We start from the raw sequence: 26,173 nt of genomic DNA, 5'->3' as shown, positions 1-26,173 counted from the left end.
CAATTGCTTTAAAGAACAACAAAAATAACAGTTTATTATTTGCGTTTAGTGGACTAAAGAAAATTAATTTACAAGACATCTATCAAAGATTGGTTGGTTTTGAATCTCCAGAAAATGGTTCTCCCGTTGTTGTTGATGCACAAGCACAAGAAGCATATAAATGGGTTAAATCAATCTTAAATAAAAAAGAGAACAAGGAAGCTAGTGTATATGTAACTGGACACTCGTTTGGTGGCTATTTAGCTCAATTTGTAGGGTACCACCTTCATAATGATAAGCAAATGAAAAGTAATCTGTTCGTACAAGGGGTGACGTTTAACTCCTTAGGTATCTTATTGGATGATGACTCAAATAAACTTCATGCAAAAACTGTGAGCATACAAAAAGCATATAAACCATTATTTACAAACTATATTGTAAAAGGTGACCCATTAGATTACTCTAGTAAAACATTTTTTAAACAAATTACAGGTTACTCACTTCAGCATCTTGGTAATGTAAAATACATTACAGTTGATGAAAACTATAAAACATCTTTAGAAGCATTAGAAAAAACGACAGATTTATGGACCAAAGCAAGACTATTAAAACCTTTGTATCCATATCATAATTTAGCGGAGTTTGAGAGTGTATTTTGGAAATAAAAAAACTATCTAATTTAAAGCTACTACTTATAATAGTAGCTTTTTTCACGCTGTTGAAAAATTATCTTGTCAAATAACTATCAAATTTTCGTAAAGGAAGTTGAGTGATGTTCATTTCCACTACAGGATGCTCGCTTTCCATGGGGCGAAACCTGAGCCTCCTCGGCAAGCCTGCGGGGTCTCAGCCTTTCCGCATTTCCCATAGGAGTCGAGCATCCTTTCGTTCCAATCAACTCATTCATTAATATAAGTATTCATTAAGTAACTATTTAAATATCCTTTATAACAAATTACTAATCAGTTTAAATTAATTTTTCTAAGAATTTAGTATTTAATATTTTAAACTAATGAAAAAGAAATAAATAATGATTTGAGTTTGATGGTGTTATAAATATTGCTCATAACAGATTAACATTTCTATTCATTAATCGATTATCAAAAATCCTAATTTTATTTCCAAAATTGTTCACTACTGATCTTTTTTCATATTGACCGATATATTTAATAATCTAAAATAATCTCGAAACTAATGGAGATTATTTTTTTTGTTGAATTAGTAGAATTTTTTATAAATACTGCATAGAATAAAAAATCAAAAAAAGTCATGTTAGATTTTCTAACATCGTGTTGACAGTTTTTCTAACATGAAATAAAATACAAATAGAGGAACGAAAGGAGCATTGCTATGAATGATCAAGTAAGACGCTCAACACCACTTTTCCCAATCGGAATCGTCATTTCGTTAACTGAATTATCAGCAAGACAAATTCGATATTATGAAGAGCATGATTTAATTCAACCAGCTCGAACTGAAAGTAATCGTAGATTATTTTCTTTCAATGATGTCGATCGATTATTAGAAATAAAAAAATTTATTGAACAAGGCTTAAATTTAGCAGGAATTAAAGAAGTACTTAATTTAAAATCGTCAGAAAAGTCCAAAGAAACTGTAGTACAACAAGTCATTGTTGAAAAATCAATTTCAGATGAACAACTTCGAAAGATGCTTCGTCAAGAGTTATATCAAAATGGTAAATTAGGTAAAACTTCTTTACGACAAGGAGATATGTCTCGATTCTTTCATTAAGTTTTTGATTAAATCAGGATTTTTCTAGCTTTTATATTTATTAGGGGGAAATATAAATGACAAAAGAAACGATTTTAAATAGTGTTTCAGAACATGGGCTTGAATTTGTACAGTTATTTTTTACAGATGTCGAAGGGGTATTTAAACATTTAGAACTACCAATCACGCAAATTGAAAAAATACTTAACAATGAAACTATGTTTGATGGATCTAGTATAAATGGATTCACGAAAATAGAAGCAAGTGATATGATGCTTTTCCCAGATTTAAATACTTGGAAAGTCGATCTAGACGAAAAAGTTGGCCTATTCATTTGTGATGTTCACTACCCAGATGGCAGACCTTTTGAAGGAGATCCACGGAATGTGCTTAAACGCTCAATTGAAAAAGCAACTAATAAGGGATTTACCTCTTTTAATGTAGGACCAGAACCTGAATTCTTTTTATTTTTAAAAGAAGGTAATCAATTAGTTCCAAATGACAATGGTGGATATTTTGATGTAGCTCCCCTAGATAAAACAGTTACAATTCGTCGTGAAATTACGAAAGCACTACAACGATTAGGGTTAGAAGTTGAAGCTTTGCATCACGAAGTAGCAATTGGTCAACATGAGATTGATTGGAAATACGCGCCAGGTCTACAAACAGCTGATAATATACAATTATTTAAATATACAGTTAAAACAATCGCAGAAAAATATGGTTTAGTTGCTACGTTTATGCCAAAACCTATTTTCGGTGAAAATGGCTCAGGAATGCATTGTCATATGAGTCTAGGAAATGATAACGGTAATGCCTTTTATGATGAGCATGATTCAATTGGGTTATCTGAAACAGCACGCCAATTTATTGCAGGTGTATTAACGCATGCTCGTGCTAATGCTTCAGTAACAAATCCAACTGTTAATTCATATAAACGATTAGTGCCAGGTTATGAAGCACCAGTATACGTAGCTTGGTCACAAAGTAATCGTACTTGTACAATTCGTATACCAGCTGCACGAGGTGCAGGAACTCGTATCGAAGTACGAAATCCAGATCCATCTGCAAATCCTTACTTAGCATTAGCTGTTTTATTATCTGCAGGCTTAGATGGTATTGAAAGAAAATTAACACCGCCTACTGAACGCAGTGAGAACCTATATCTGATGGATGATGCTACAAGAAAAGCTGAAGGGATTGAAACATTACCAGGGAGCTTACTTGAAGCAGTCTCAGAATTAGAAAACAGTGAATTTTTACAGCAAGTATTAGGTAAACACGTATTTTATTCTTTCCTTCAAAACAAAAAAGAAGAATGGGATGCTTATCGTTTACGTGTATCAGAATGGGAAAAAGAAACATATTTAAACTGCTAATCACTAAAATTAATATAAAAAAATAGAAAAGTGGTAGTGGAATATCTCTACTTTTCTATTTTAAAGTGTGTTAGACTAATTTTGTTTGTTGCATACGAAAGGGGAACTTTTAAAATGGCTAAGTTTACAAGAGAAGATATTTTCCGTATTTCAAAAGAACAAAACGTAAAGTACATACGTCTACAATTTACGGATTTACTAGGGGTTATCAAAAACGTTGAAATTCCAGTAAGTCAGCTTGAAAAAGCTTTAGACAACAAAATGATGTTTGATGGTTCTTCAATTGAAGGATTCGTTCGTATTGAAGAGTCAGATATGTATTTATTCCCTGATTTAGATACTTGGGTAGTATTCCCATGGACTGCTGAAAAAGGAAAAGTAGCTCGCTTAATCTGTGATATTTATAATGCAGATGGTACTCCATTTGAAGGAGATCCTCGTAATAACTTAAAACGTATGTTAAAAGAAATGGAAGCTTTAGGCTTTACAGATTTCAACTTAGGACCTGAGCCTGAATTTTTCTTATTTAAATTAGATGAAAAAGGCGAACCAACACTTGAATTAAATGATAAAGGTGGTTACTTTGACTTAGCACCTACTGATTTAGGTGAAAACTGCCGTCGTGATATCGTACTTGAATTAGAAGAAATGGGCTTTGAAATTGAAGCATCTCACCATGAGGTTGCTCCTGGTCAGCATGAAATTGATTTCAAATATGCTGGTGCAATCAAGGCTTGTGACGACATCCAAACATTTAAATTAGTAGTTAAAACAATTGCTCGTAAACACGGTTTACACGCAACATTCATGCCAAAACCATTATTCGGTGTAAACGGATCAGGTATGCACTGTAACTTATCATTATTTACAAATGGCAAAAACGCATTTTATGATGAGTCTGGAGAATTAGGTTTAAGTGAAACTGCTCGTCACTTTATCGCAGGTATCTTAAAGCACGCTCCAAACTTTACAGCTGTTACAAACCCAACTGTAAACTCGTACAAGCGTTTAGTACCAGGTTACGAAGCTCCTTGTTACGTTGCTTGGTCTGCAAGAAACCGTAGTCCACTAATCCGTATTCCTGCATCTCGTGGCTTAAGTACACGTGTAGAAGTACGTTCAGTTGACCCAGCTGCTAACCCATACTTAGCATTATCAGTATTATTAGCTGCAGGATTAGACGGAATCAAAAACAAATTAGAAGCTCCAGCTCCAGTAGATCGTAACATCTACGTTATGTCAAAAGAAGAGCGTGAAGAAGTTGGTATTATCGACTTACCAGCAACTTTAGCTGCAGCATTAGAGCTATTAAAAACAGATGAAGTAATTGTAAATGCTTTAGGTGAACACTTATTCGAACACTTTGTTGAAGCAAAAGAAATCGAATGGGATATCTTCAGAACTCAAGTTCACCCTTGGGAACGCGATCAATACATGTCAGTATATTAATAAAATCAACCCTTGGCGCTAATTGCGCTAAGGGTTTTTCTAATTATTTGAATAAACATCAGCTGTATTTTGAATGCTACCGTGAGACTTTCTTGTATGAATTTCATATATCTGTGCCTTCTATAAAGTACTGGATGTGTATTTAATTTCTGATGTTTCAAATTTGAAACATTAAATTTCAAGATTAAGATAAACTTTTTATTAGATTATTTTATAATAAAAAAAGAATTAATATAAAAGATTTATGTAAGTAGAATGAGATAAGTAATAAAATCTATTTATTAAATTAAACTAGAAAAATTTAAATTTAAATTGGAACTAAGTTTACTAGTAAAAGTGAATAATTATGGTCATTTAGTTGATGAAATGGAGATTGAATTAAATGAAGAAAAAAATACTAGTTTGTTTTTTGCTCATAGTAATTTTAGTTCCATCTTATTTTAAAATTAAAGCTGTATTGATTAAAAATGATGTCAAAGATTATTTAATAACAGAAAAAAATGTTAAGGAAAAAAATATAAAGGAGATTAAACCTTACTATAATTTTTTTAAAGATGGTACTAAATGTACCGTACGAGTTATCTTAAAAGGTGATAAAGGTATTTTTTATTATTATGTAGATTCTAAGACAGACAAAATTTTGTTAGATTCATATTATTTAAAAGGGTATGGATATAGTGCAGTTGAATATGAAAAAATGATTGGAAAAAAACCTTAAGATAAACCAACCTAACTAAAAAATAGTTAGGTTGGTTTTTTATCTATATGAATGTGCTTTTTATAATAGGTTTTGACTTATCATGATCCATTAAATTATAGTTAAATCCTGTTCCGGACTCAAGTTCAACTTTGTGAATGCGATCAATAATGATAGTAAGTATATTAATTCATAAATTAAGCCTTGGCGACGTTAGTGTCGAGGTTTTTTTACTATTAAAGATATAAAAACCACCAATCATGGTGGTATTAAATCTTTTCATTGCTATGATAAAGTACTTGTACTAGTCTTTTTTCGTACTATCAGTTTAGACCATATAACTTGAATTAAACATGCAACTAATACCCCAACAAGTGTATCTCTCATTCGATCAATCGCATATTGATCTGATTGGTGTTCAAAACTAAATACAAATAATATGGTAAGCGCAATTTGATGCAGCACTTTTTTATCAAATTTCAAGTATTTACCAATAAAACAACCTATCAGTATTAATAATCCTAAGTTTATTCCGTTTACTTTCAAATGACTTGCGATTAAAACTGTCACAATGATACCGATCATTGTACCAATTACACGTTTTAAGGAGAGGATAATGGTTTTATCGTACGTTGATTGGACTGTTAAAATAACTGAGAGAGGTGCTAAATATGGATGAGTAGAACCTAAAAGTCTTGAAATTTCCCATGATAAAGTAGATCCAATTGCTAATTTCCAAATAAGAATTATTGATAAACTTGCATTTGAATTTTGGTGTGTTGTTACATTCATAAATACCTCGATAGATAATTTCTACATTTTTATTATTTTCTCATTATTAAACTAATAATATGTATTTAAACTTCAATCAATTTCTTTAAATTGCATAAAATCTTTTTCAAATATGTGTATTGTAAAAAATAAACAATTAACATTAACAAACCCTTGAACTAAAAAAAAGGACGAGATTTAATCTGGTCCTTTTTCTATGTTTCTATTAGAGAGCAGCTTACTTAAGACATATATTAAACCGGATATCAAATCTAGCTGAAAACTAAGTAATCTATTTACGAATTAAAACTCCTGTTCCAATCGAGACCATTGAAGATAATTCAAGTACATCATGGTTATACATCCGGATACAACCATGCGAAACGTAATGCCCAATTGATGAAGGATTGTCTGTACCATGAATGCCGTAATGAGGTGCTGATAAACCCATCCAAAGAACTCCAAAAGGGCCACCAGGGTTTGGATGTTTATTAATAATGGTATATGTTCCGGTTGGTGTTGGAGTAAGCATTTTACCAACTCCAATTGGGTAAGTTTTTAAAAGTTGGCTACCGTTAAACAGCTTCAATTGGTGCTGAGACGTTGAAATGTCAATCCAATTAGTCATTTTAATCAGCTCCATTTTTTTACCATTGTATGAAAGAGATTAACTAGGGGTTAATCATCTTGTTAGATCCTAGAATATACAAAACAAATTTTTAGAATGGATGACTTTTTACAGAGGAAATACAAAAAAAAGAGAAAGACACATTACTTTTCTACTATTGTCTTAGAACATAATGATACGTTTATGAATAATCTGTATGATAGGACAAGCATTTAAGGGAGATGAATCGTAAATAGTGTCTAATACAGTTAAATATTTTCAACTTGCTCAGGAAGTTTCGAAGAAGATTGGTTGGTTACCTGAAGTAATTTATACTCAGTGGCAAGTAGAAACAGCTCACTTTACTTCGAAAAACTTTAAAAAAAATAATAATATTGCAGGTCAAACTTGGTATCCTGGCTTACCTCAAAGTAGTAAAGGTACTGCTAGGCCAAAAAGTGAAGGGGGTTATTATATAAAATACGATGACCCAATAACAGGTTATGTTGATTTTATATTAAGTAATCCAAGATACAGTAAAGTAAAAACATATAAAACTGCAAATGCCCAATTTAAAGCGATTGCAGCGGCGGGTTGGGCTGCATCACCTAACTATGCAGATGTTCTCATTTCAGTAAATAATGCAAATATAAGAAATGGTTTATATAAAAAGATCATTAAACTAGAAAATCCTTATAATGGAATCGTAAAGAAGGGGGCAAGAGGAGAGCAGGTAAAGAAAATACAAGAGAAAGTCGGAGTAAAAGTAGATGGTATTTTTGGGGTACTAACTGAAAATGCAGTAAAAGAATTCCAGCGGAAAAATGGGTTAGCAATTGATGGTATAGTTGGAAAAGAAACTTGGAGTAAACTTTTCAATCCATCAAATGTCTAATAAAAATATAAAAAACCTGTATTTTAATTAATACAGGTTTTTTATATTGGCATTTATTAGGAGACTCGACATAGTTCCCGATTTTAAGCATCAAGTATAAATAACTAAGTCTCTGTCTCTCCTAAAGACTCGTCAATCGGCGAGATTTCTTTTTCGTGTTATTAAGGACATTGAAAAAGGGCATTTATTTATACGTGTCGAATAGTAGAATTAACTTTAATAGAAATGGGGGGATTAAAGTGGAAATTAAACAAGCAGTAATAAATGATATTAAACAAATTGTAGATTTGGATTCATTCGTAATCGGAAGACGAGTGAGAGAAAATCAAATTAGAAAGTCGATTCAAGAAAATAGATGTATCGTTTGTGAAATAAATAATGAAATTGTAGGGTTTTTAATTTACCATCATTACTTTTATGGTCATCTATTTATAGATTTAATAATCGTAAATCCAAGGTTGAGAAGGATCGGAATCGCAAAAAAACTGATTGAATATGTAGAAAACTTTAATGAGAATAAAATATTTTCTTCAACGAATAAATCAAATATGCCAATGCAAAAAGTATTTCATTCTTTAGGATATTTGGAAAGTGGGATCATCGATAATTTAGATGAAGGTGATCCAGAAATCATTTTTGTGAAATTATTAACCTAAAAAGACGGTTGATTTTAGTTTCAGTATGATTGCTTTTTCTTTAGAGCATTAATAAGGAAAAGGAAGGATCAAGGTGAAGGGAAAATAAGCTTAGATGCCTTAATTTCTTTTAAAAATTTTATCAACATGATTCCTGCTATTCTAATTTCCAATGTTACTTGAATAGTAATAATATAGATGTGCTCCAATTATATCATTACAAGGAGTGGAAATATGGATTTTAAAAGGGAATTCATCTTAAAAACTAAAGCAATCTACAAAGAAACCGTTACTGAAAATATGGCCTATAGTAAAATGTGTGAGAAATTCGAATCATATTTTATTGATTTAAAAGAATCATTAAAAAAGGAAATTGAAGTTTCAAATGGTGAATTTGACATTATGATTGACAAAAATAATGTTATTGAGGTCTTGTTAAATCAAAGAGAGTTGCTAATAACGATTGATGATACAGAGGTCGTTGTAAGTATAAAATATTTTGATGAAATGCAAAATGAACAAATTGAAAATAAGATTGATATAATTGAATATGAAGGTGGAGCTTATAAGAGTCAGGTTTTCCAATCACCAATTACTAGAAATATTATTGACAATTATTTAGCGATTGCATTTCGCGATGATTTAGAAAAGAATTTTGAGAATTATATTGAATAGGATAAAAATAATAAGTATTAAATTTGCTTGTGGAACTTATTCCTCTGATTCTTTTAATATAGCAAAATTGAATAAAACAAAAAAAATAGAGCTAGGGATTCCCTAGCTCTATTTTTTTTTACTCTAGTTGGTAAGCGTTTAATCATGAACCTTAAAACAGTTATTTGTCTCTGATAAAAGATGTCGATTCGGAAACAAAAGAACTTAGTTTTTATGTTTAGTTCAAAATAAAAAGCAATCACATTTTAATGTCATTGCTTTTTAGAATGAGTTTTATAATATATGGTTGTATATAAATTATGTGTATATTAATCTTCAAAATAAAATGTTCGATTTAGTTCAATAAGATTAATTAATGATATGTACGGTAAACTCCAACAACTTTACCTAAAATTGATACTTGTTTTAATAAAATTGGAAGAAGTGCGTCATTTTCAGGTTGTAGTCTGAAGTGGTCACTTTCTTTATAGAATCGTTTTACAGTTGCTTCACTATCTTCGGTCATTGCGACAACAATTTCACCGTTTTCAGCTGTAAATTGTTTCTTAACGATAACAAGATCTCCGTTTAAGATGCCAGCATTCATCATGCTATCTCCTTCTACACGTAGCATAAAAACTTGCTCGTTAGACGGTGCGACTGATGATGGTAGTGGGAAATATTCTTCAACATTTTCAACAGCAGTAATTGGTACACCTGCTGTAACTTTACCAATAACAGGGATGTTAATTATGTCGTTATAAATTTCATTGTATGAAGCTTGAGTTTCATTTACAACCGTATTACTTTCGCCTAAAATCTCGATTGCACGAGGTTTTGTAGGGTCTCGTCGAATATATCCTTTTTGTTCTAATCTCTCTAAATGACCATGAACAGTTGAGCTTGAAGCTAAGCCAACAGCTTCAGCAATCTCCCTTACTGAAGGTGGATAACCTTTAATTTTTACTTCATCTTTAATATAAGCTAGTATTTCTGCTTGCCTCTTAGATAATTTGTTCATCTTATTGTCCCCCTTGCTTATAAAGTAGATAATACGTTCCTCTTTATTTTTTTCATTATATCATGATAGGATATAATATACAAACGTTAGTTCGTTTTTTAATGAATATAGTTTTCATGTTCGTATGGAGGGAACAAATAATGAATGCAATTATCTACGCAAGAGTAAGTACAGCAAAGGATTCACAAGAAACATCACTGCATAGACAAATTAGTGAACTAACCGAATTAGCCGAGCGGATGGGAATGTGTATTCTAGAAACAATAAGCGAACAAGCAAGTGGGTATGAAGTAGAAAGGGAAGGCTTATTTCAATTATTTCAAATCATCAAGGACAATCAAGTCGATGTTTTGTTAATACAAGATGAAACACGATTAGGTAGAGGCCATGCTAGAATTGCAATCCTACATTATTTAAAAAAAGAAGGAATAAGATTATTTACTTCTTCTCAAAATGGTCAATTTCAATTTAGTGAAAGTGATGAAATGGTCTTAGAAATTTTAAGTATAGTAGAGGAATATCAACGAAAAATTCATAATATGAAAATAAAAAGAGGAATGAAAAAGGCAGTTGAAAACGGGTATAAACCCCAAAGGAATTTAGCTGGAAGTGTAAATGCAGGTGGTAGAGACAAAAAAGAATTACCTATCTCAGAAATTGTCAGACTAAGACAGAATGAGCTTACGTTTGAAGAAATTGCGGCTACCTTAAGAGGATTTGGTTATGACGTTTCAAAAGCAACTGTCAATAGAAGATATAATGAGTATTTAAATGAAATCTCTATGATTGAAAGCTAATGCATTTTATTGTAAGATGGGATACATTGACTAGTTAGATTCAATTAAAGGAGAGGTTAAAATGGTTACTAAAAAAACTTTAAATAGAATAAATGAATTATCAAAGAAATCAAAAGAAGTAGGATTAACTCCTGATGAAAAAGTAGAACAAGATCAATTAAGAAAAGAATATTTAGCAGATTTTCGTTCTCGCATGGTCGATGAATTAACTTCACTGAAAATTGTCGACGAAAAAGGAAATGATATAACTCCTGCAAAATTAAAATATGAAAAAGCGATGCGTAAAAGAAATTTACATTAAGAAAAATAATAAATTTACTTTATTATAGAACGGTTGTAAGCAGTTAAAGCAGAGTATTTTCTGCTTTTTTTCTATTTCTTGGAAAGAAAATGTTAAAAATGTCAAAACTAATTGATAGTTATTGTAATAAATCATGGTAAATTATATGATAATATCTGTGAATAAGCTAAAGGAGCGAAATTTATGTCTACTAATATTGAACAATTAGCAATTAATACGATTCGTACTCTTTCTATTGATGCGATCGAAAAATCAAATTCTGGTCATCCAGGAATGCCTATGGGTGCTGCACCAATGGCCTACGCTTTATTTGCAAAATATATGAATCATAGTCCGAAAAATTCAAAATGGTTTAATAGAGACCGATTTGTTTTATCAGCAGGTCACGGTTCTATGTTACTGTATAGCATGCTTCATTTATCTGGCTATGAAGTATCAATCGAAGATATTAAAAACTTCCGTCAATGGGGAAGTAATACACCAGGTCACCCTGAATATGGACATACTCATGGTGTCGAAGCAACAACAGGTCCATTAGGACAAGGAATTGCAATGGCAGTTGGTATGGCGCTAGCAGAACGTCATTTAGCTGATACATATAATAAGGACAATTTTAATGTAGTTGACCACTTTACATATTCTATTTGTGGTGATGGAGATTTAATGGAAGGTGTATCTGCCGAAGCAGCTTCATTAGCAGGTCACTTAGGCTTAGGTCGTTTAGTTGTATTATACGATTCAAATGATATTTCGTTAGATGGAGAATTAAATCGTTCTTTCTCTGAAAGTGTAGAAGATCGTTTTAAAGCTTACGGCTGGCAAGTAATTAGAGTGGAAGATGGCAATAATTTAGATGAAATTTCTGCAGCCATCCAAAATGCTCAACAAGAATTATCTAAACCAACATTAATTGAAGTTAAAACAACAATTGGTTATGGTTCTCCAAACAAATCTGGTAAATCAAAATCTCACGGTGAACCACTAGGTAAAGAAGAAACAATTTTAACGAAACAAGCTTATGCGTGGAGTTATGAAAATCCATTCCATGTTCCTGAAGAAGTTTATGCTCACTTCAATCAAGTAATTGTTGAAGCTGGAGAAAAGAAAGAAGCAGAATGGAATGCTACATTTGCAAAATACGAAGAACAATATCCTGAATTAGCAACTCAATTAAAAAATGCAATCGAAGGTAAAATCACTGTAGATATAGAAACAGCATTACCGAAATATGAAATAGGCAAAAAAATTGCTACTCGTTCATCTTCTGGTGAAGCAATTAACGCGATTGCAAATGTATTACCTAGCTTCTTTGGTGGATCTGCTGACTTAGCTGGATCAAACAAAACGTATATGAACGGTAAAGGTGACTTTAGTAGAGAAAGCTACGATGGACGTAATATATGGTTTGGTGTACGTGAATTTGCGATGGGTGCTGCTTTAAATGGTATGGCACTTCACGGAGGAGTACACGCATTTGGAGCTACATTCTTTGTATTCTCTGATTACTTAAAACCTGCAATTCGCTTAGCATCACTAATGAATTTACCAGTTACTTATGTATTTACTCATGATAGTATTGCTGTTGGTGAGGATGGACCTACTCATGAGCCTGTAGAACAATTGGCATCATTCAGATCAATGCCAAATATTAATGTGATTCGTCCTGCTGATGGAAATGAAAGCTCGGCTGCATGGAAAATCGCAGTTGAAGCGAAAGATGCACCTACAATGTTAGTACTATCACGTCAAGATTTACCGATCTTAGAAGGAACTACTTCTGATATTTATAATAAAGTTTCAAAAGGTGCTTATGTAATTTCACCTGCGAAACAAGATAAAATTGATGTTGTATTAATCGCTGCTGGAAGCGAAGTACAATTAGCTGTTGGTGCTCAAGAAAAATTAGCAGCTGAAGGAATTTCTGCTTCTGTTGTTTCAATGCCTTCAATGGATTTATTTGAAAAACAATCTGAGGAATACAAACAATCAGTTCTTCCAAAAGAAGTTACAAAACGTGTAGCTGTTGAAATGGGCTCATCTTTCGGATGGCATAAATATGTAGGTTTTGAAGGAGAAGTTATTGCAATTGATACATTTGGTGCATCAGCTCCAGGAAACCTATTAATGGAGAAATTTGGATTTACTGTTGATCATGTAGTATCAGCAGCGAAAAAAGTATTAGGTTAAGGCCAGGAAGTGCAGGGGTAAGCGTAGGAAAAGCAGGAGATAGGGGATAAATAACTTGATCCTGTCTTTCCTTCATCCTGCTTTTAATATTTTTCGACAAAACTAGTTGTTTTTCACTCCTTAAAAAGACAAAAATTTTGTTTGGAATTTTATATAATTTTCCAAACAGATAGTTGTTGGGAGTGGACAAGATATGAGGGAATATAAAATTTTTTTAATTCGTGAACCACTGTCTATAGAATTTTATGGAAAAGAGCATAAAATATATCAACTAGTACATGAATTTTATTATTCAACATTGGAACTAAAGAAGATAATTGAAAAACAATTACAATATATTACAGAACCAATACCTTTATTTGAGCTACACACATTTATTCGCAAAATGAATCCTCTTCAGATCTACTATTATGAGGAGACTGGTGAATATTTACTAGAACTTGCTGATGGTGGGAAAGCACAGCTCAAAATTTATCCTAATGAACTTCTTTTGTCTGCAACTGGAACATTAGAGTCCGAAACAATATTCTTCGAACTCTTAAGGAAATTTCGTTCAACGTTTCTTGCGATTGATGTGAAGGATCAGAGATTTGGCTGGTTACGACCAATCGCCTATCAAAAGTATATTTAACGATTAAATTGCAGAATGCTCTTGTATTAACAGGTTTGTTTTAGTAAAATTGTTCTAGATGATTTTAAGGAGGAAGCAATAAATGATGTATTTTCTAGTCGGCTTACTAGCATTAGTTGCTGGTGTAGCGATTGGATTTTTCATAGCTCGTCAATACACAATGAACTATTTAAAGAAAAATCCACCAATCAATGAACAAATGTTAAAAGTTATGATGGCTCAAATGGGACAAAAACCTTCACAAAAGAAAATTAATCAAATGATGAAGGCAATGAATAATCAAACAAAATAATATGAGTTAAAAGCTCTTATAAGATGCACAAACCAAATCGGTTTGTGTATTTTTAATTTTTAAGTAATTGTCTCTTAAGAATTTATTAACGTTAATTTATCAAAATACATTTTGAAAAAGATTTTTGATTGGAGTGGAAGGAGCGATACGCCAATGGGAGTAGATGGAAAGGTGAAACCACGCAGGCTTGCCGAGAAATCATCACCATTCATTTTAAATTGAACCTAAAAATTAAAGTAGTAGCTTATATATTAGAGAAACAACAGCTATTTTTTATGGAGCAAATATTAAAAATTATTTAAATTTTATGATATAATGAACACTATGTCTCAAGTTTTCGCAATATTTTTTAAAGTCAATTTTTGTATTTCGCGGGGGTGAAGGAATGTCAGTCTTTAAAGATTTGTTATGGTTTTTTAAACAAGAAAAAAGAAGCTACATATGGGGAATATCTCTTTTAGTTGTCGTTGCAATATTAGAGCTACTGCCTCCGAAGGTAATTGGATATGTAATTGATGAAATGATTAAAAGTACACTCAATAGCAAAAATTTATTATTTTGGGTAAGTTTAATTTTCATTAATGGATTATTGCTTTATACATTTCGTTATTGGTGGAGAAGATTAATTTTTGGTTCTTCTTTAAAATTAGCCAGACAGTTGAGAGATGATTTGTATGATCATTTTTCTAAAATGTCTCCTTCGTTTTATCAAAAAAATCGAATTGGTGATTTAATGGCCCATGCAACAAATGATGTTCAAGCAGTAAGGGAAACGGCTGGAGCTGGAATTTTAACATTTGTTGATTCAATTATATTAGGTGGCTCCGTTTTGATCATGATGTCTGTTTCAATTAGTTGGAAGTTAACACTTGTCAGTCTTTTACCTTTACCAGTAATGGCAATCTTAACGCAATATTATGGTAAATTATTACATCAACGATTTCATTTAGCTCAGGAATCTTTTTCTGAATTAAATAATAAAGTTCAAGAGAGTATGAGCGGATTAAAAGTTATTAGAAGCTTAGGGCAAATAAAAGAGGATGTTTCTGCATTTAAGAATCAAGCAGATTTAGTAGTAAAGTACAATATGAGGGTAGCAAGAATTGATGCTCTATTTGATCCTACAATCATGTTAGTTGTTTCGATTTGTTATATTATCTCTGTTGTCTACGGTTCAAGATTAGTGATAGCAGATGAGATTACTGTTGGGCAGTTAATTACATTCGTTACATATTTAGGTATTTTAATCTGGCCAATGCTTGCAATAGGTTGGTTATTTAATATTGTTGAAAGAGGTCGTGCTTCATACGATCGAATTAGAGCATTGTTAAGTGTTGAGGCAGAAATAAAAGATAAAGAACATGCATTAAAAGAATTAGCGATGGGCGAGATCAATTACTCGATTGGTTCTTTTAAATTTAATGAGCAATCAAATTTTGAGTTAAAGGATATTTGTTTTAATGTTCAGGAAGGGCAAACGGTTGGGATTGTTGGTAAAACTGGCCAAGGAAAAACGACTCTTTTAAAGCTTTTATTAAGAGAGTATGAAGTAGAAAACGGAGGTATAACGGTTGGTGATGTGAATATAAAAGATACCACACTGTTAGCGTTAAGAGAACATATTGGATATGTTCCACAAGAACATTTCTTGTTTTCAACTTCTATTAAGGAAAATATTGCATTTGGCCAAATTGAATCATCGGTTGATCATGTCCATAAAGCTGCTGAAATAGCGAATATACACGCCGATATATTAGAGTTTCCTTTAGGATATGACACAATTGTTGGTGAAAGAGGCGTTTCATTATCGGGTGGACAAAAACAAAGGATATCAATTGCTAGATCTTTAATAAAAAATCCGAATATTTTAATATTAGATGATTGTCTATCTGCTGTAGACGCGAAAACTGAAGAAAAAATATTACGTTCTCTAAAAAATGAAAGAAGTGGTAAAACAACATTTATCACTTCACATCGAATGAGTGCCGTAATGCATAGCGATTTAATTATCGTTTTAGATGAAGGTAGGATCATTCAAAGAGGGAAACATGAAGAACTAGTTCAAATTGATGGTTGGTATAAAGAGATGTTTGAAAGACAACAGCTTGAAGAACTAGTAGAGCAAGGAGGAAGGTAGATGAATCAGGAAATTGAAATCGATGCTTCAAGACAGAAGAAGGATTTAATTCGCCTTCTTTCATTCTTAAAAAAATATAAAGTTTTATTAACCTTTGCATTTATTTTTTTATTCCTTGCTACTGCATGTGAAATGTATGGTCCGATTTTAGTAAAAAGATTTCTTGATGACCACTTAATGAAAAGATATTTTCCAAAGGATATAATTATTAAGTTGTTTTCTTTATATGTTGCGATTACAATTGGAAAAATTATTTTGTCTTATTTACAGCTTTTAATGTTCCAGCAAATTGCATTTAAAGTCGTTCAAGATATAAGAATGAAAGTTTACGAACATGTCCATTCGTTAGCTTTTTCATTTTTTGATAAAACACCAATCGGAAGCATTGTTTCAAGAATTACAAATGATACTGAAGCAATTAAAGATTTTTATGTAAGTGTATTAGCAACATTTATTCAACAAATAGTCTTCCTTGTTGGTATTATCATTGCTATGTACTCGTTAGATGTGAAATTAGCAACTATTTGTGTTGGTTTAGTTGTAATTGTCTATTTTATTATCTTAACGTACCGTAAGAAGAGCTTCCCGTTCTTTATGGAAACTAGAGGACAATTAAGTAATTTAAATGCAAAATTAAATGAGCATCTCCAAGGGATGTCGATTATTCAGGCATTTAATCAACAAAAGAGATTGCAAAATGAATTTGAAGGTGTAAACAAATCCCATTTTAATGCAGGAGTAAAGACAATCCGATTAGATTCGCTTTTTTTAAGACCTGCAACTGATTTAATTTATACAATTGGGATCATGTTTGTATTAAGCTTTTTTGGTATAACTTCATTTAGTAATCCTGTTGAAATTGGTACAGTTTATGCGTTTGTAAGTTATTTAGAAAGATTTTTTGAACCAATAACACAGATGATGATGAAGTTGTCATTATTACAGCAAGCGGTTGTTTCATCCTCAAGAGTCTTTGATTTAATGGATGAAGAACAAAAAGCACCGACTAAAATAGGTCATGACTTACCAAAAGTTAAAGAAGGAAGTATTGATTTTAAAAATGTTTCGTTTGCATACGACGGCATTCACAATGTTATTCATGACATTTCATTCTCAGTTAAACCTGGTCAGTCCGTAGCATTTGTCGGTCATACAGGAAGTGGTAAATCAACAATCATGAATTTACTATTGCGTTTTTATGATGTAAAAGACGGAGTGATTCAAATTGATGAGCAAAATTTATCTGCTTTTGAAGAAAGTGAATTACGATCTAATATCGGATTAGTTTTACAGGATCCTTACTTATTTGTGGGAGATATTAAAGGGAATATCTCGATGTATAATCAATCGATAACAAATAAGGAAATAAGAGAAGCGTCTGAATTAGTAAGAGCAAATGAATTCATTGAAAAATTACCAAATGGTTATGATGAACCGGTCGTGGAAAGGGGTTCTACCCTATCAAGTGGCCAACGCCAATTAATAACTTTTGCTAGAACAATTGCCGCAAAACCAACAATTCTCATTTTAGATGAAGCGACTGCAAATATCGATAGTGAAACAGAAGAAGCAATTCAAACAGCTTTAACTGAAATGCGAAAAGGTAGAACAACGGTAATTATCGCCCACCGATTATCAACAATACAAGACGTAGATTGCATTTATGTATTGCACAAGGGCAAAATTGTAGAAGAAGGTAACCACCAACAGCTCCTTGCGAAACAAGGATTATACTATAATATGTATTTATTACAAAATAAAGGATCCCTTCAATTTGCAGAATAACAGAAAAGGAACTAAATAAATTGAAATGCACCTCAATTGGTAGACTCAACTATCAAATGATGGTGCATTTTTTTTTTTTTTTAACTAAATTTAGTTGAGATACAATAAATTTACCGGATTAAATGATTGGAACATTAATTAAAAGTCTAATTACCTTTTAGAAGTATAAGTTAATTTATTTATCTTCTTATTATATAAAGTAGGCATATAAAGCTTTTAATAAATTTATGATACTAATTAATATGCTAATATTTCAAAGGTTAAAATGAAAGTAAAAATGTTTGCACTAGTTTTTACTAAATGTTCTTAAGTGAATATACTTTAATTTAAAGAAAAGTTGAATGGAACGGAAGGATGGTCGACTCCTGTGGGAGATGCGGGAAGGCTGAGACCCCGCAGGAACGAACGTGACGAGGAGGCTCAGCTCTCGCCCCACGGAAAGCGAGCATCCTGCAGTGGAATTCAACAAATTACATTCTTAATAATAATGAACAATAACAAAAAGAATTTAAGTGGAAAATTCATTATTAAACAACATGTAAAGTAGATAATTAAAACTAGCTATTTTTTACATTGTTCAAATAAAATTAAAAACATTAATACGTTTTAATGATTAAGAGGGATCTTGAACATGTTTAAAGTTGTAATTAATAAAAATATGTAAATTTAATTATTCTAGTAAGATACATTTTTGAAGAGCCTTCTTTAAAATGGAATCTATTAAGACCACACAGAATGGGTAGAAAAAAAGATAACTATAAGAGCACGAAAACTAGAACTTTCATAATTTTATCTATCAAGTATACGTCATAGTTATATCAGAAAAACTATAATTATATTATTTTTTATAAAAATGATTAAAAATATCATTAATTTCTTTTAATTAATGTGTTTTTATGCAATCGGAATTTCGAGTAAAACGTTATTTAAAATGTAGAAAATACAAGTTATATGATGGATTTTAAGATAAATTATCGAATGAAATTTCTTTAAGTGGAACATTTCCAGAATTATAATCGAATACATAGGAATAAGTATTTAGCTTCAGTTATTTTTATGCACTAAAACACAAAAACTTAAAGAAGTAAAGATGATATTCTAAAATACTAATACTGGTGGGTGGTGAATTAAATAATAGAATCTAAGTTTACTATTTATTATGTAAAAATTTTTTCATCATTTCAATCGAATGCAAGAAATACAAATTGTTTAGTAATTCAAGCAAGATAAAATTTCTAACTTATTAAGTTGTTACATAATTGATTATTGGGAGGAATACTGTTTGAAAAACTGGAGAAAACCTTTAATGACTGTAGCTGCAGCAAGCTCTTTATTATTTGTTAATACACCTACTTCTAAAGTCGCAGCAGAAGTAAATAAAGAAGTAGCTCAAGGAACAGGAGCAGCTGTATTACAAGGAACGAATTATTTTGGTGACATGGATCCAAACACGGTGTTATCAATCGATTTTGTCATGAAGCTTCAAAACAAAGATGATTTAGAAAAATACATTAAAGAAACAGTTACACCATATTCTCCACATTACCGCAAATATATTAGTGTAAATGAATTCAAAGCGAAATACGCACCTAATCCATCCTATATCCATTCTGTTACTGCTTACCTACAATCATTTGGCATTAAGTCTGATGTTCATGCAAATAATTTAACAATTACAGCAACGGGAACAGTTGCTCAATTAAACAAAGCCTTAAACGTAGAATTAAAATATGCTAGTTATAAAGGAAAAAGAATCCATTCTACTAAAAAGAATCCAACGCTTCCTAAGGCAATTTCAGATAATATTTTATGTATTTTAGGATTAAACAATTATTCAAATTTAGAATCTAGAGCTGTAAAACAACCTACAGTCATTGATAAGAATGATGTTCCAACTGGTCCATTAAGTCTTACACCGCAAGATTTACAGGAACACTACAATGTTAATCCTCTTTATAAAAAGGGGGCGACAGGGGAAGGTCAAACAATTGGTATCGTAACTTTGGCTGAATTTAATCCTGATGATGCATATCAGTTTTGGGATAATGTTGGTATTCCTACAAAACCGAATCGAATTAAGGTAACTGATGTCGATGGAGGTTCAGGTTGGGATGGTTATGAAGAAACTACATTAGATGTACAGCAATCTGGTGCAATTGCTCCGCAAGCAAATATAAATGTGTATGTTGGACCTAATTCAGATACTGGATTTGTAGATGCGTTTTCAAATGCAATTAACGATAACATAGCAAAACAAATTTCTGTTAGCTGGGGATCAAGCGAATTAAGTATTGATGCGTATGTTCAGCAACAAATGGAAGCACCGGAATATGAAGAAACATTTAATCAGTTATTTATGCAAGCAGCAGCACAAGGTATTTCAATGTTTGCAGCAGCAGGCGATGCTGGCGCATACGATGAAACACGAGGAACTGATAAAGTATTTAAATTGACAGCTGATTTTCCAGCTGCAAGTCCATATATTACAGCAGCAGGTGGAACGACTTTACCTTTCCAATTCCACTCTAACTCTACTGGCTTAGATGTAAAAGTAAGTGAAGAACGAGCATGGGGTTGGGATTATTTACATGATTACTTTAAGGCAAGAAAACTTCCGGATACAAACTTGATCAATGGTGGAGGAGGAGGGTTCAGTACCTACTTTAACACACCAGACTATCAAAATGGTGTAAGCGGTGTGAATTCATTCTCTGCTGTGGATGAATTCAATATTTCACAAGATTTAGCAAGTGCAACATATAAACAGCCAACTCTTATTTCAGGAAAAGGTACAGGAAGAAACCTTCCAGATTTATCCATGGCTGCAGATCCATACACTGGATATTACGTTTATTTAAGTGACCCAGGTCAACCTGGTAAAAATTCAGGTTATGCAGTTTTTGGAGGGACAAGCTTTGTTTCACCACAATTAAATGGATTATCAGCTTTAATTAATAGTGCAGATCACACTCAAGTAGGTTTTTGGAATCCACAAATCTATCGATTTGCACAACAAACGGCTTCACCTTTCACGCCTTTAAATAAAAATGGTGCTGATAACGATAATCTATTCTATACTGGCACACCTGGTACGCTTTATAACCAAGCAACTGGATTAGGTATACCAGATGTATCTAAACTCGCGGAAAAATTTGATTCCTCGAATAAATAATTAATCAATAAAAAAGTCGCTATTTTTAGCGACTTTTTTGTATAAGTTTATATAAATTAGTAGTTCAAATAAAGTAAAGTTTCATAATTAAAACAGTACCAATCGCACCAAAAACAACAAAAATAATATGTAAACGTAGTAAAGATAAAATAATTGCAACGATCCCACCGACAAGACCAACACTTAAATTCCCTTTTTGAACACTTAGTATTCCTGGGAAAATTAAAGCTCCAAGCGCAGCATAAGGTACACCTTTTAACCATGATGAAACCCATTCAGGAAATTGAACACGATCAACGATAAAAACAGGGATAATTCTTGGTATCATTGTAACTAAACACATTCCTAAAACTAATAGAAATACGATCATTTTTTGTTACCACCTCTCATTAAAACAATAGCTAGTAAACTAGCAAGAATAGAAGAAAGTATTAATGACCAGCCTTTACTTAAAACGAATGAAAACGTGAAGTTTAATAGCATACTAGTTATAACGATTAAACATGCTCTCCAATTTGAACGAACTGCTGGTGTTAGTAATCCAATAAACATAGCATATAAAGAAATCCCCATACTATCTCTTATTATTTGGGGAATTAAATTAGAGAAAATAACCCCTAAAAATGTACCAAAAATCCAAGTGGAATATGCAATCGTGTGTAATGTAATTAAATAAGTAGAAGATCGACTAATCGAATGATTATTTTCACCTAACGTAGTAACTGCAAAGTTTTCGTCGGTCAATGTGATTGATAAATAGACTCTATGCCAAAATGGTAAACTTTTAAATTGGTTATTAAATGATAGACTCATAACAAAGTTTCTAAAATTTAAAATAAAAGTCGCGATATAGATTTGGATTAAACTGACTCCTGCTAAATACATCGACAATCCCATAAACTGACTTGCACCCGCATAAACTAGCGTACTAAATGATAGTGTATTAAGTAAATCGATGTTTGCTTGTTTCGCAATTAATCCAAATGTAAACGCTACAGGTAAATATCCAATTATTAACGGAACCGATGCTAAAAATCCGTCTTTCATTTCTTTGCTACGATTTGATTTTACAGGGGACATATTAGATTGCTGCAAAACAGTAGACATATTAATGTGTGATCTCCTTTCAATTTAAAAGTGTGTTAAAAAGTTAAATTCTAAAGTACTAAATAGAATTAAAAGCTAAAATGATATTAGAAAAATCAATTTTTCTACCTTTTTAAGAGAAACTAGGAAGAATTTTCAACACTTTTTAAGGTTTTCATATGATTATACTATAAAACTAAATAATTTTTAAATTAAGAATATTAAATTTTTTAATCGTTAAATGAATAGAATCGTTAAAAGGAATAGTAGTTTTCAATTAAAGAATAGAAGTGGTAAATAGGGGCATACGGATTAATTCTAAAGTAATGAGTACTATGGATTTATTCATGAAATTTATAAATGAACGGTAGTATTATCCAATAATAAAGAATGAGAGTTAATAATAGGATAAGTGTTGGCCATATTTTTTTTATCATTTTTCCACCTAAATTTAAATAAATTAATATATTAGAAAGTGTGCCGAAATGATCGTGAAAATATTCCATAAATTACATTTTTCTACATTTTTATTTAAAACACTTTCTAAATTGATCATCCTCACTATTTCCGAATTAACTACTTTTAATACTCTTTAAAAAGTAATTCTGTTATAATGTTAACTAGAATGTATAGATTAGAAGGGATGTAAGTTGATGGGGGATTTAAATATTGGTATTGCATTTGGGGCTGGTTTTCTTTCCTTTATTTCTCCATGTTGTCTACCGATTTATCCAGCGTTTTTATCGTATATCACAGGGGTATCTTTAAGTGATTTACAAAATGAGAAAAGAATACATAAAAGTAAGACTTTATTACATACTCTATTCTTTTTATTAGGTTTTTCAATTATTTTCATTGTTTTAGGATTTAGTACCTCAATTATAGGTTCTTTTTTTATGCGATACCAAGATTTTATTCGTCAAGTTGGTGCAATTTTAATCGTATTCCTAGGACTAGTTGTTACTGGTATTTTTCAACCTAAATTTTTAATGAATGACAAACGATTTCAATTTTCTAAGCGTCCTTCAGGATTTCTTGGATCTACTTTAATTGGGTTAGCTTTTGCAGCAGGATGGACACCTTGTACTGGACCAATCTTAACGTCTGTATTTGCACTAGCAGTTAGTAATCCAGGCTCAAGTTTATTTTATATGTTAGCATATACACTTGGTTTCTCAATTCCATTTTTTGTTTTGTCATTTTATTTAGGATCATTGAGTTGGATAAAAAAGTATTCTCATAAAATTGTTGTTTTTGGTGGCTATATTATGATCATTATGGGGATATTATTATATTTTGATTGGTTAACTGAAATTACGATTTATTTTACAAGAATAACAGGTGGCTTTAGAGGTTTTTAATCTAACTAAGTTTAATTGTTTTATTGAATTTTTTAGGTTATAGTATTTAATGAATTTCCTATAGGGGGCTTAGTTGTGGCAAGGATTTTAATCGCTGATGATTCCTTATTTATCAGAACTAAAATAGGTGATATTGTAAAAAATGCAGGTTATGAAGTAATTGGGTTTGCTTCAAATGGAGTAGAAGCTGTATTATTGTATAATCAGTTGAAACCAGATCTTATGTTACTTGACATCACGATGCCGCAAAAAGATGGTTTAACAGCACTGAAAGAAATTAAACAAAATCACCAGGATGCAAAGATTATTATGATATCTGCGATGGCTCAAGATAATATAGTAAATGAAGCCGTTCAATATGGGGCGATCGACTTTATAGAGAAGCCTGTATATGATTCAAAAATTCTAAGTGCACTTGAGAGGATTTTTAGTCTTCAAGATTGAGATAAAAGGTAGTGGGAAAAATGAGTAAAAATTTAAGTATAATTTTAAGCACAGTTCTAGCAACATGTATGGCATTAGGTGTAATCGTCATTAGAATAAAAGCCGCAAAGAAGCCTACAAATTTAAAAAAAATTATTTTACCTCCAATTTTCATGAGTACTGGCGCATTTATGTATTTAGTACCTGAATTTAGATTAACTGGTTCTGAAGTACTTGAGGCAATTTTTATCGGAATGTTTTTCTCATTATTTTTAATTAAAACGTCAAAATTTGAAATTATAAATAATGAAATCTATCTAAAAAGATCAAAAGCATTCATTTTCATTTTGCTTGGTTTATTAGTCGTTCGAATTATTATGAAGTTATATTTAAGTTCATCAATAGACGTAAGTCAATTAAGTGGAATGTTCTTCTTATTAGCATTTTCGATGATTGTTCCATGGCGTTTAGCGATGTATAAATCATATACAAAAATGAAAAATCAGCTTTCATCAGATTCAATTATTTCATAATCTATCTAATTCATGAAAAAACGTGCACCTAATGGTACACGTTTTTTTGTATTGAGAAATTAATTTCATTCAGATTTTAAAGATTGTTTGAAAACGATTGACTATCGAGGCACGAAGACTATAGAAGAGCGGGGTTTGAGAACCGCTCGACAGTCCAAGCAACGAAGAAAGCAAGCGTTTATGCGGGCTTTCTGAAACGATTTATTTCGCAAGTAAATGCTTAAATTCAGTAAAATCAATTTCTTTTTTCTTTAGAGTTTTAACTAAAAAAGCATGATCACGTTTTGGTGTAGCTTTAATGTAGCCTTCAATGATTAATCCTTGTGTGATTTGCGTAGCATTAGTTAAAAGTGCTAATTCTCCGATTTTACCTGCAATTTTATCTCGAGCCACATCTCTAAATAAGCTAGGCACAGGTTGTACTAATTCATCAAGTAATTCTTTTTGTTCATTTGACCATAAATGTCGTGTTTGTTGTAAATATTCTTCCTGCCAATCTAAAATCGATTTACCATCTTCTTTTGGTAATCTTTTTAAGAACTTTCTAAACATAAAATATCCACCGATTGACATCATTCCTAATAAGAAAATTGTCCATAAGACAATCATTATCTGTGAAAAGAATGAAAACATATGTATCCTCCTCATAATATGCAAACATAACACTATTATAGTAAGAAAATATGGCAACTATCAAGCAAGTACTTATTTTTTTGTCAAAAAATGACCAATTATTTTAGCGTACTAGTTTCATTTTAAAGATTTGGAACATATAGTAGAAAAAACGAAGAAAAAAGTCGTAGAGGAGGCGAAAGATTGTGAACGAAACTAAATTCTCTTCTCACTTTACTTTTCTAAGTGTATTATTTTATATGGCCGCAACTTCACTATTCCTAATCTTTCTGTACAAGTTAATTTCAATGTTAGTTGGAAATGGGAATGATTTAAAAACGTATTTACAAATTTCCGTCGTGATCATTGTCTTAGCAATTACAGCTTTCCGCCTAATAAGAAGTGATATCGTATTAAACCAGGAAGAAATTGTTATTCATAAAGGTATTTTAACACTTAAATTAAAGATTCATGAAATTACAGAAGTTAAACAATTAGTCGAGGTATATGGAAAAAATAAAGAAATTATAACGCTTTTAATCCATATTAACGAGTCAGTACAACCGATCTTATTAACACTTGAAAATCCAAAAGCTTTTATAAAAGAATTATTAAAATTAAATTCTGAGATTAAATTTGATGAAGAATTGATCATCCTAATAAATAAAAATAGCTGAGTAATGAAAGCCAAGTTTATAGCGTAAACTTGGCTTTCATGCTGTTAAAAAATAATCTTGATAAATAATGACCAAATTTTCGTAAAGGAAGTTGGTGATGTTTATTTCCACTACAGGATGCACGCTTTCCATGGGGCGAAACCCTGAGCCTCCTCGGCAAGCCTGCGGGGTCTTTAGCCTTTCCGCATTTCCCATAGGAGTGATCATCCTTTCGTTCCAATCAACTTATTCTTCAAAAAAAGTATTTATTTAAAAAACGATCTAAATATCCTTTACTTAGAACATGTGATTAATCAATTTGATCACATATTTAAATTAATTTATTTAATTCTTTTTCATAAAAATTGCTGTTTAAATCTTC

General features: G+C 31.5%; 26 protein-coding genes. 20 read left to right on the top strand and 6 right to left on the bottom strand.

The features are described 5' to 3' along the window. The 5 genes from B7R67_RS18465 to B7R67_RS18445 form a co-directional block, all read left to right on the top strand. The coding region (locus tag B7R67_RS18465) for a lipase family protein (RefSeq protein ID WP_158095147.1) at positions 1-644 on the top strand (644 nt) is incomplete at its 5' end. Positions 645-1,329: 685 nt separating this feature from the next. Next, positions 1,330-1,731: a MerR family transcriptional regulator gene (locus B7R67_RS18460; protein ID WP_088072461.1), complete on the top strand. Its 402-nt coding sequence runs from the start codon at positions 1,330-1,332 to the stop codon at positions 1,729-1,731. 56 nt (positions 1,732-1,787) lie between these two features. After that, positions 1,788-3,089 (top strand): glutamine synthetase family protein, encoded by a 1,302-nt coding sequence (locus B7R67_RS18455; RefSeq protein WP_088072460.1) that lies wholly within the window; start codon positions 1,788-1,790, stop codon positions 3,087-3,089. A 114-nt stretch (positions 3,090-3,203) separates the two neighbouring features. Next, complete coding sequence (gene glnA / locus B7R67_RS18450) at positions 3,204-4,538, top strand: type I glutamate--ammonia ligase (protein ID WP_088072459.1); 1,335 nt, start codon at positions 3,204-3,206, stop codon at positions 4,536-4,538. Between the two features lie 382 nt (positions 4,539-4,920). Further along, entirely contained in the window at positions 4,921-5,256 is a 336-nt protein-coding gene (locus B7R67_RS18445; protein ID WP_088072458.1) for a DUF3139 domain-containing protein, read from the top strand. Positions 5,257-5,520: 264 nt separating this feature from the next. Here the strand turns inward: B7R67_RS18445 and B7R67_RS18440 are convergent, their stop codons facing one another. Both B7R67_RS18440 and B7R67_RS18435 read right to left on the bottom strand, forming a co-directional pair. Further along, entirely contained in the window at positions 5,521-6,027 is a 507-nt protein-coding gene (locus B7R67_RS18440; protein ID WP_088072457.1) for an FUSC family protein, read from the bottom strand. A 271-nt stretch (positions 6,028-6,298) separates the two neighbouring features. Beyond that, a complete protein-coding gene (locus tag B7R67_RS18435; RefSeq protein ID WP_088072456.1) occupies positions 6,299-6,634 on the bottom strand; it encodes a L,D-transpeptidase in 336 nt (111 codons plus the stop codon). A gap of 235 nt (positions 6,635-6,869) precedes the next feature. Here B7R67_RS18435 and B7R67_RS22570 point away from each other — a divergent pair, with 235 nt between their 5' ends. From B7R67_RS22570 to B7R67_RS18420, 3 genes are all read left to right on the top strand, one after another. Continuing rightward, positions 6,870-7,508, top strand: coding sequence for a glucosaminidase domain-containing protein (locus B7R67_RS22570; protein ID WP_235822208.1), 639 nt, complete (start codon positions 6,870-6,872; stop codon positions 7,506-7,508). A gap of 239 nt (positions 7,509-7,747) precedes the next feature. Further along, positions 7,748-8,164: a GNAT family N-acetyltransferase gene (locus tag B7R67_RS18425; protein ID WP_088072455.1), complete on the top strand. Its 417-nt coding sequence runs from the start codon at positions 7,748-7,750 to the stop codon at positions 8,162-8,164. A 213-nt stretch (positions 8,165-8,377) separates the two neighbouring features. Next, positions 8,378-8,818, top strand: coding sequence for a hypothetical protein (locus tag B7R67_RS18420; protein ID WP_088072454.1), 441 nt, complete (start codon positions 8,378-8,380; stop codon positions 8,816-8,818). A 352-nt stretch (positions 8,819-9,170) separates the two neighbouring features. Here the strand turns inward: B7R67_RS18420 and lexA are convergent, their stop codons facing one another. Then, positions 9,171-9,818, bottom strand: a complete 648-nt coding sequence (lexA, locus tag B7R67_RS18415) for a transcriptional repressor LexA (RefSeq protein WP_088072453.1) — start codon at positions 9,816-9,818, stop codon at positions 9,171-9,173. Between the two features lie 140 nt (positions 9,819-9,958). Between lexA and B7R67_RS18410 the strand changes: the two genes are divergently transcribed. The 8 genes from B7R67_RS18410 (at position 9,959) to B7R67_RS18370 (ending at position 21,120) form a co-directional block, all read left to right on the top strand. Continuing rightward, on the top strand, positions 9,959-10,615 hold the full coding sequence (locus B7R67_RS18410; protein ID WP_088072452.1) for a YneB family resolvase-like protein: 657 nt from the start codon (positions 9,959-9,961) through the stop codon (positions 10,613-10,615). 61 nt (positions 10,616-10,676) lie between these two features. Beyond that, entirely contained in the window at positions 10,677-10,916 is a 240-nt protein-coding gene (locus B7R67_RS18405; protein ID WP_088072451.1) for a DUF896 domain-containing protein, read from the top strand. A 183-nt stretch (positions 10,917-11,099) separates the two neighbouring features. Beyond that, positions 11,100-13,103, top strand: a complete 2,004-nt coding sequence (gene tkt, locus B7R67_RS18400; protein ID WP_088072450.1) for a transketolase — start codon at positions 11,100-11,102, stop codon at positions 13,101-13,103. A 193-nt stretch (positions 13,104-13,296) separates the two neighbouring features. Next, positions 13,297-13,734 (top strand): sporulation inhibitor of replication protein SirA, encoded by a 438-nt coding sequence (gene sirA, locus B7R67_RS18395; RefSeq protein ID WP_088072449.1) that lies wholly within the window; start codon positions 13,297-13,299, stop codon positions 13,732-13,734. An 82-nt stretch (positions 13,735-13,816) separates the two neighbouring features. Further along, positions 13,817-14,026: a YneF family protein gene (locus tag B7R67_RS18390; protein WP_088072448.1), complete on the top strand. Its 210-nt coding sequence runs from the start codon at positions 13,817-13,819 to the stop codon at positions 14,024-14,026. A gap of 385 nt (positions 14,027-14,411) precedes the next feature. Further along, the gene (locus tag B7R67_RS18385) at positions 14,412-16,163 is read left to right on the top strand and encodes an ABC transporter transmembrane domain-containing protein (protein WP_088072447.1); all 1,752 of its coding nucleotides are present in this window, start codon (positions 14,412-14,414) and stop codon (positions 16,161-16,163) included. After that, positions 16,164-17,948: an ABC transporter ATP-binding protein gene (locus B7R67_RS18380; protein WP_088072446.1), complete on the top strand. Its 1,785-nt coding sequence runs from the start codon at positions 16,164-16,166 to the stop codon at positions 17,946-17,948. A 1,282-nt stretch (positions 17,949-19,230) separates the two neighbouring features. After that, a complete protein-coding gene (locus B7R67_RS18370) occupies positions 19,231-21,120 on the top strand; it encodes a S53 family peptidase (protein WP_208615670.1) in 1,890 nt (629 codons plus the stop codon). A 64-nt stretch (positions 21,121-21,184) separates the two neighbouring features. Here the strand turns inward: B7R67_RS18370 and B7R67_RS18365 are convergent, their stop codons facing one another. Continuing rightward, complete coding sequence (locus B7R67_RS18365; RefSeq protein ID WP_235822206.1) at positions 21,185-21,490, bottom strand: AzlD domain-containing protein; 306 nt, start codon at positions 21,488-21,490, stop codon at positions 21,185-21,187. Next, positions 21,487-22,227, bottom strand: a complete 741-nt coding sequence (locus B7R67_RS18360; protein ID WP_088072444.1) for an AzlC family ABC transporter permease — start codon at positions 22,225-22,227, stop codon at positions 21,487-21,489. The genes B7R67_RS18365 and B7R67_RS18360 overlap by 4 nt, the downstream gene beginning before the upstream one ends. Before the next feature lie 632 nt (positions 22,228-22,859). Here B7R67_RS18360 and B7R67_RS18355 point away from each other — a divergent pair. The 3 genes from B7R67_RS18355 to B7R67_RS18345 all read left to right on the top strand — a co-directional run bounded on the left by B7R67_RS18355 (position 22,860) and on the right by B7R67_RS18345 (position 24,523). Next, positions 22,860-23,567 (top strand): cytochrome c biogenesis CcdA family protein, encoded by a 708-nt coding sequence (locus B7R67_RS18355; protein ID WP_088072443.1) that lies wholly within the window; start codon positions 22,860-22,862, stop codon positions 23,565-23,567. Positions 23,568-23,642: 75 nt separating this feature from the next. Beyond that, the gene (locus B7R67_RS18350; protein WP_088072442.1) at positions 23,643-24,011 is read left to right on the top strand and encodes a response regulator; all 369 of its coding nucleotides are present in this window, start codon (positions 23,643-23,645) and stop codon (positions 24,009-24,011) included. A gap of 20 nt (positions 24,012-24,031) precedes the next feature. Then, entirely contained in the window at positions 24,032-24,523 is a 492-nt protein-coding gene (locus B7R67_RS18345; protein ID WP_088072441.1) for a CcdC family protein, read from the top strand. Positions 24,524-24,724: 201 nt separating this feature from the next. Here B7R67_RS18345 and B7R67_RS18340 read toward each other — a convergent pair whose 3' ends face one another. Further along, on the bottom strand, positions 24,725-25,156 hold the full coding sequence (locus B7R67_RS18340; RefSeq protein ID WP_088072440.1) for a DUF2621 family protein: 432 nt from the start codon (positions 25,154-25,156) through the stop codon (positions 24,725-24,727). Positions 25,157-25,341: 185 nt separating this feature from the next. Between B7R67_RS18340 and B7R67_RS18335 the strand changes: the two genes are divergently transcribed. Then, positions 25,342-25,812, top strand: coding sequence for a hypothetical protein (locus B7R67_RS18335; protein ID WP_088072439.1), 471 nt, complete (start codon positions 25,342-25,344; stop codon positions 25,810-25,812). The last annotated feature ends 361 nt before the right edge of the window (positions 25,813-26,173 follow it).

The sequence above is a fragment of the Gottfriedia luciferensis genome, from assembly GCF_002156865.1.
Classification (GTDB): Bacteria; Bacillota; Bacilli; order Bacillales; family Bacillaceae_G; genus Gottfriedia; species Gottfriedia luciferensis.
Note: the sequence above shows the minus strand (reverse complement) of the source record. Positions and strands in the feature narration are given on the sequence as shown.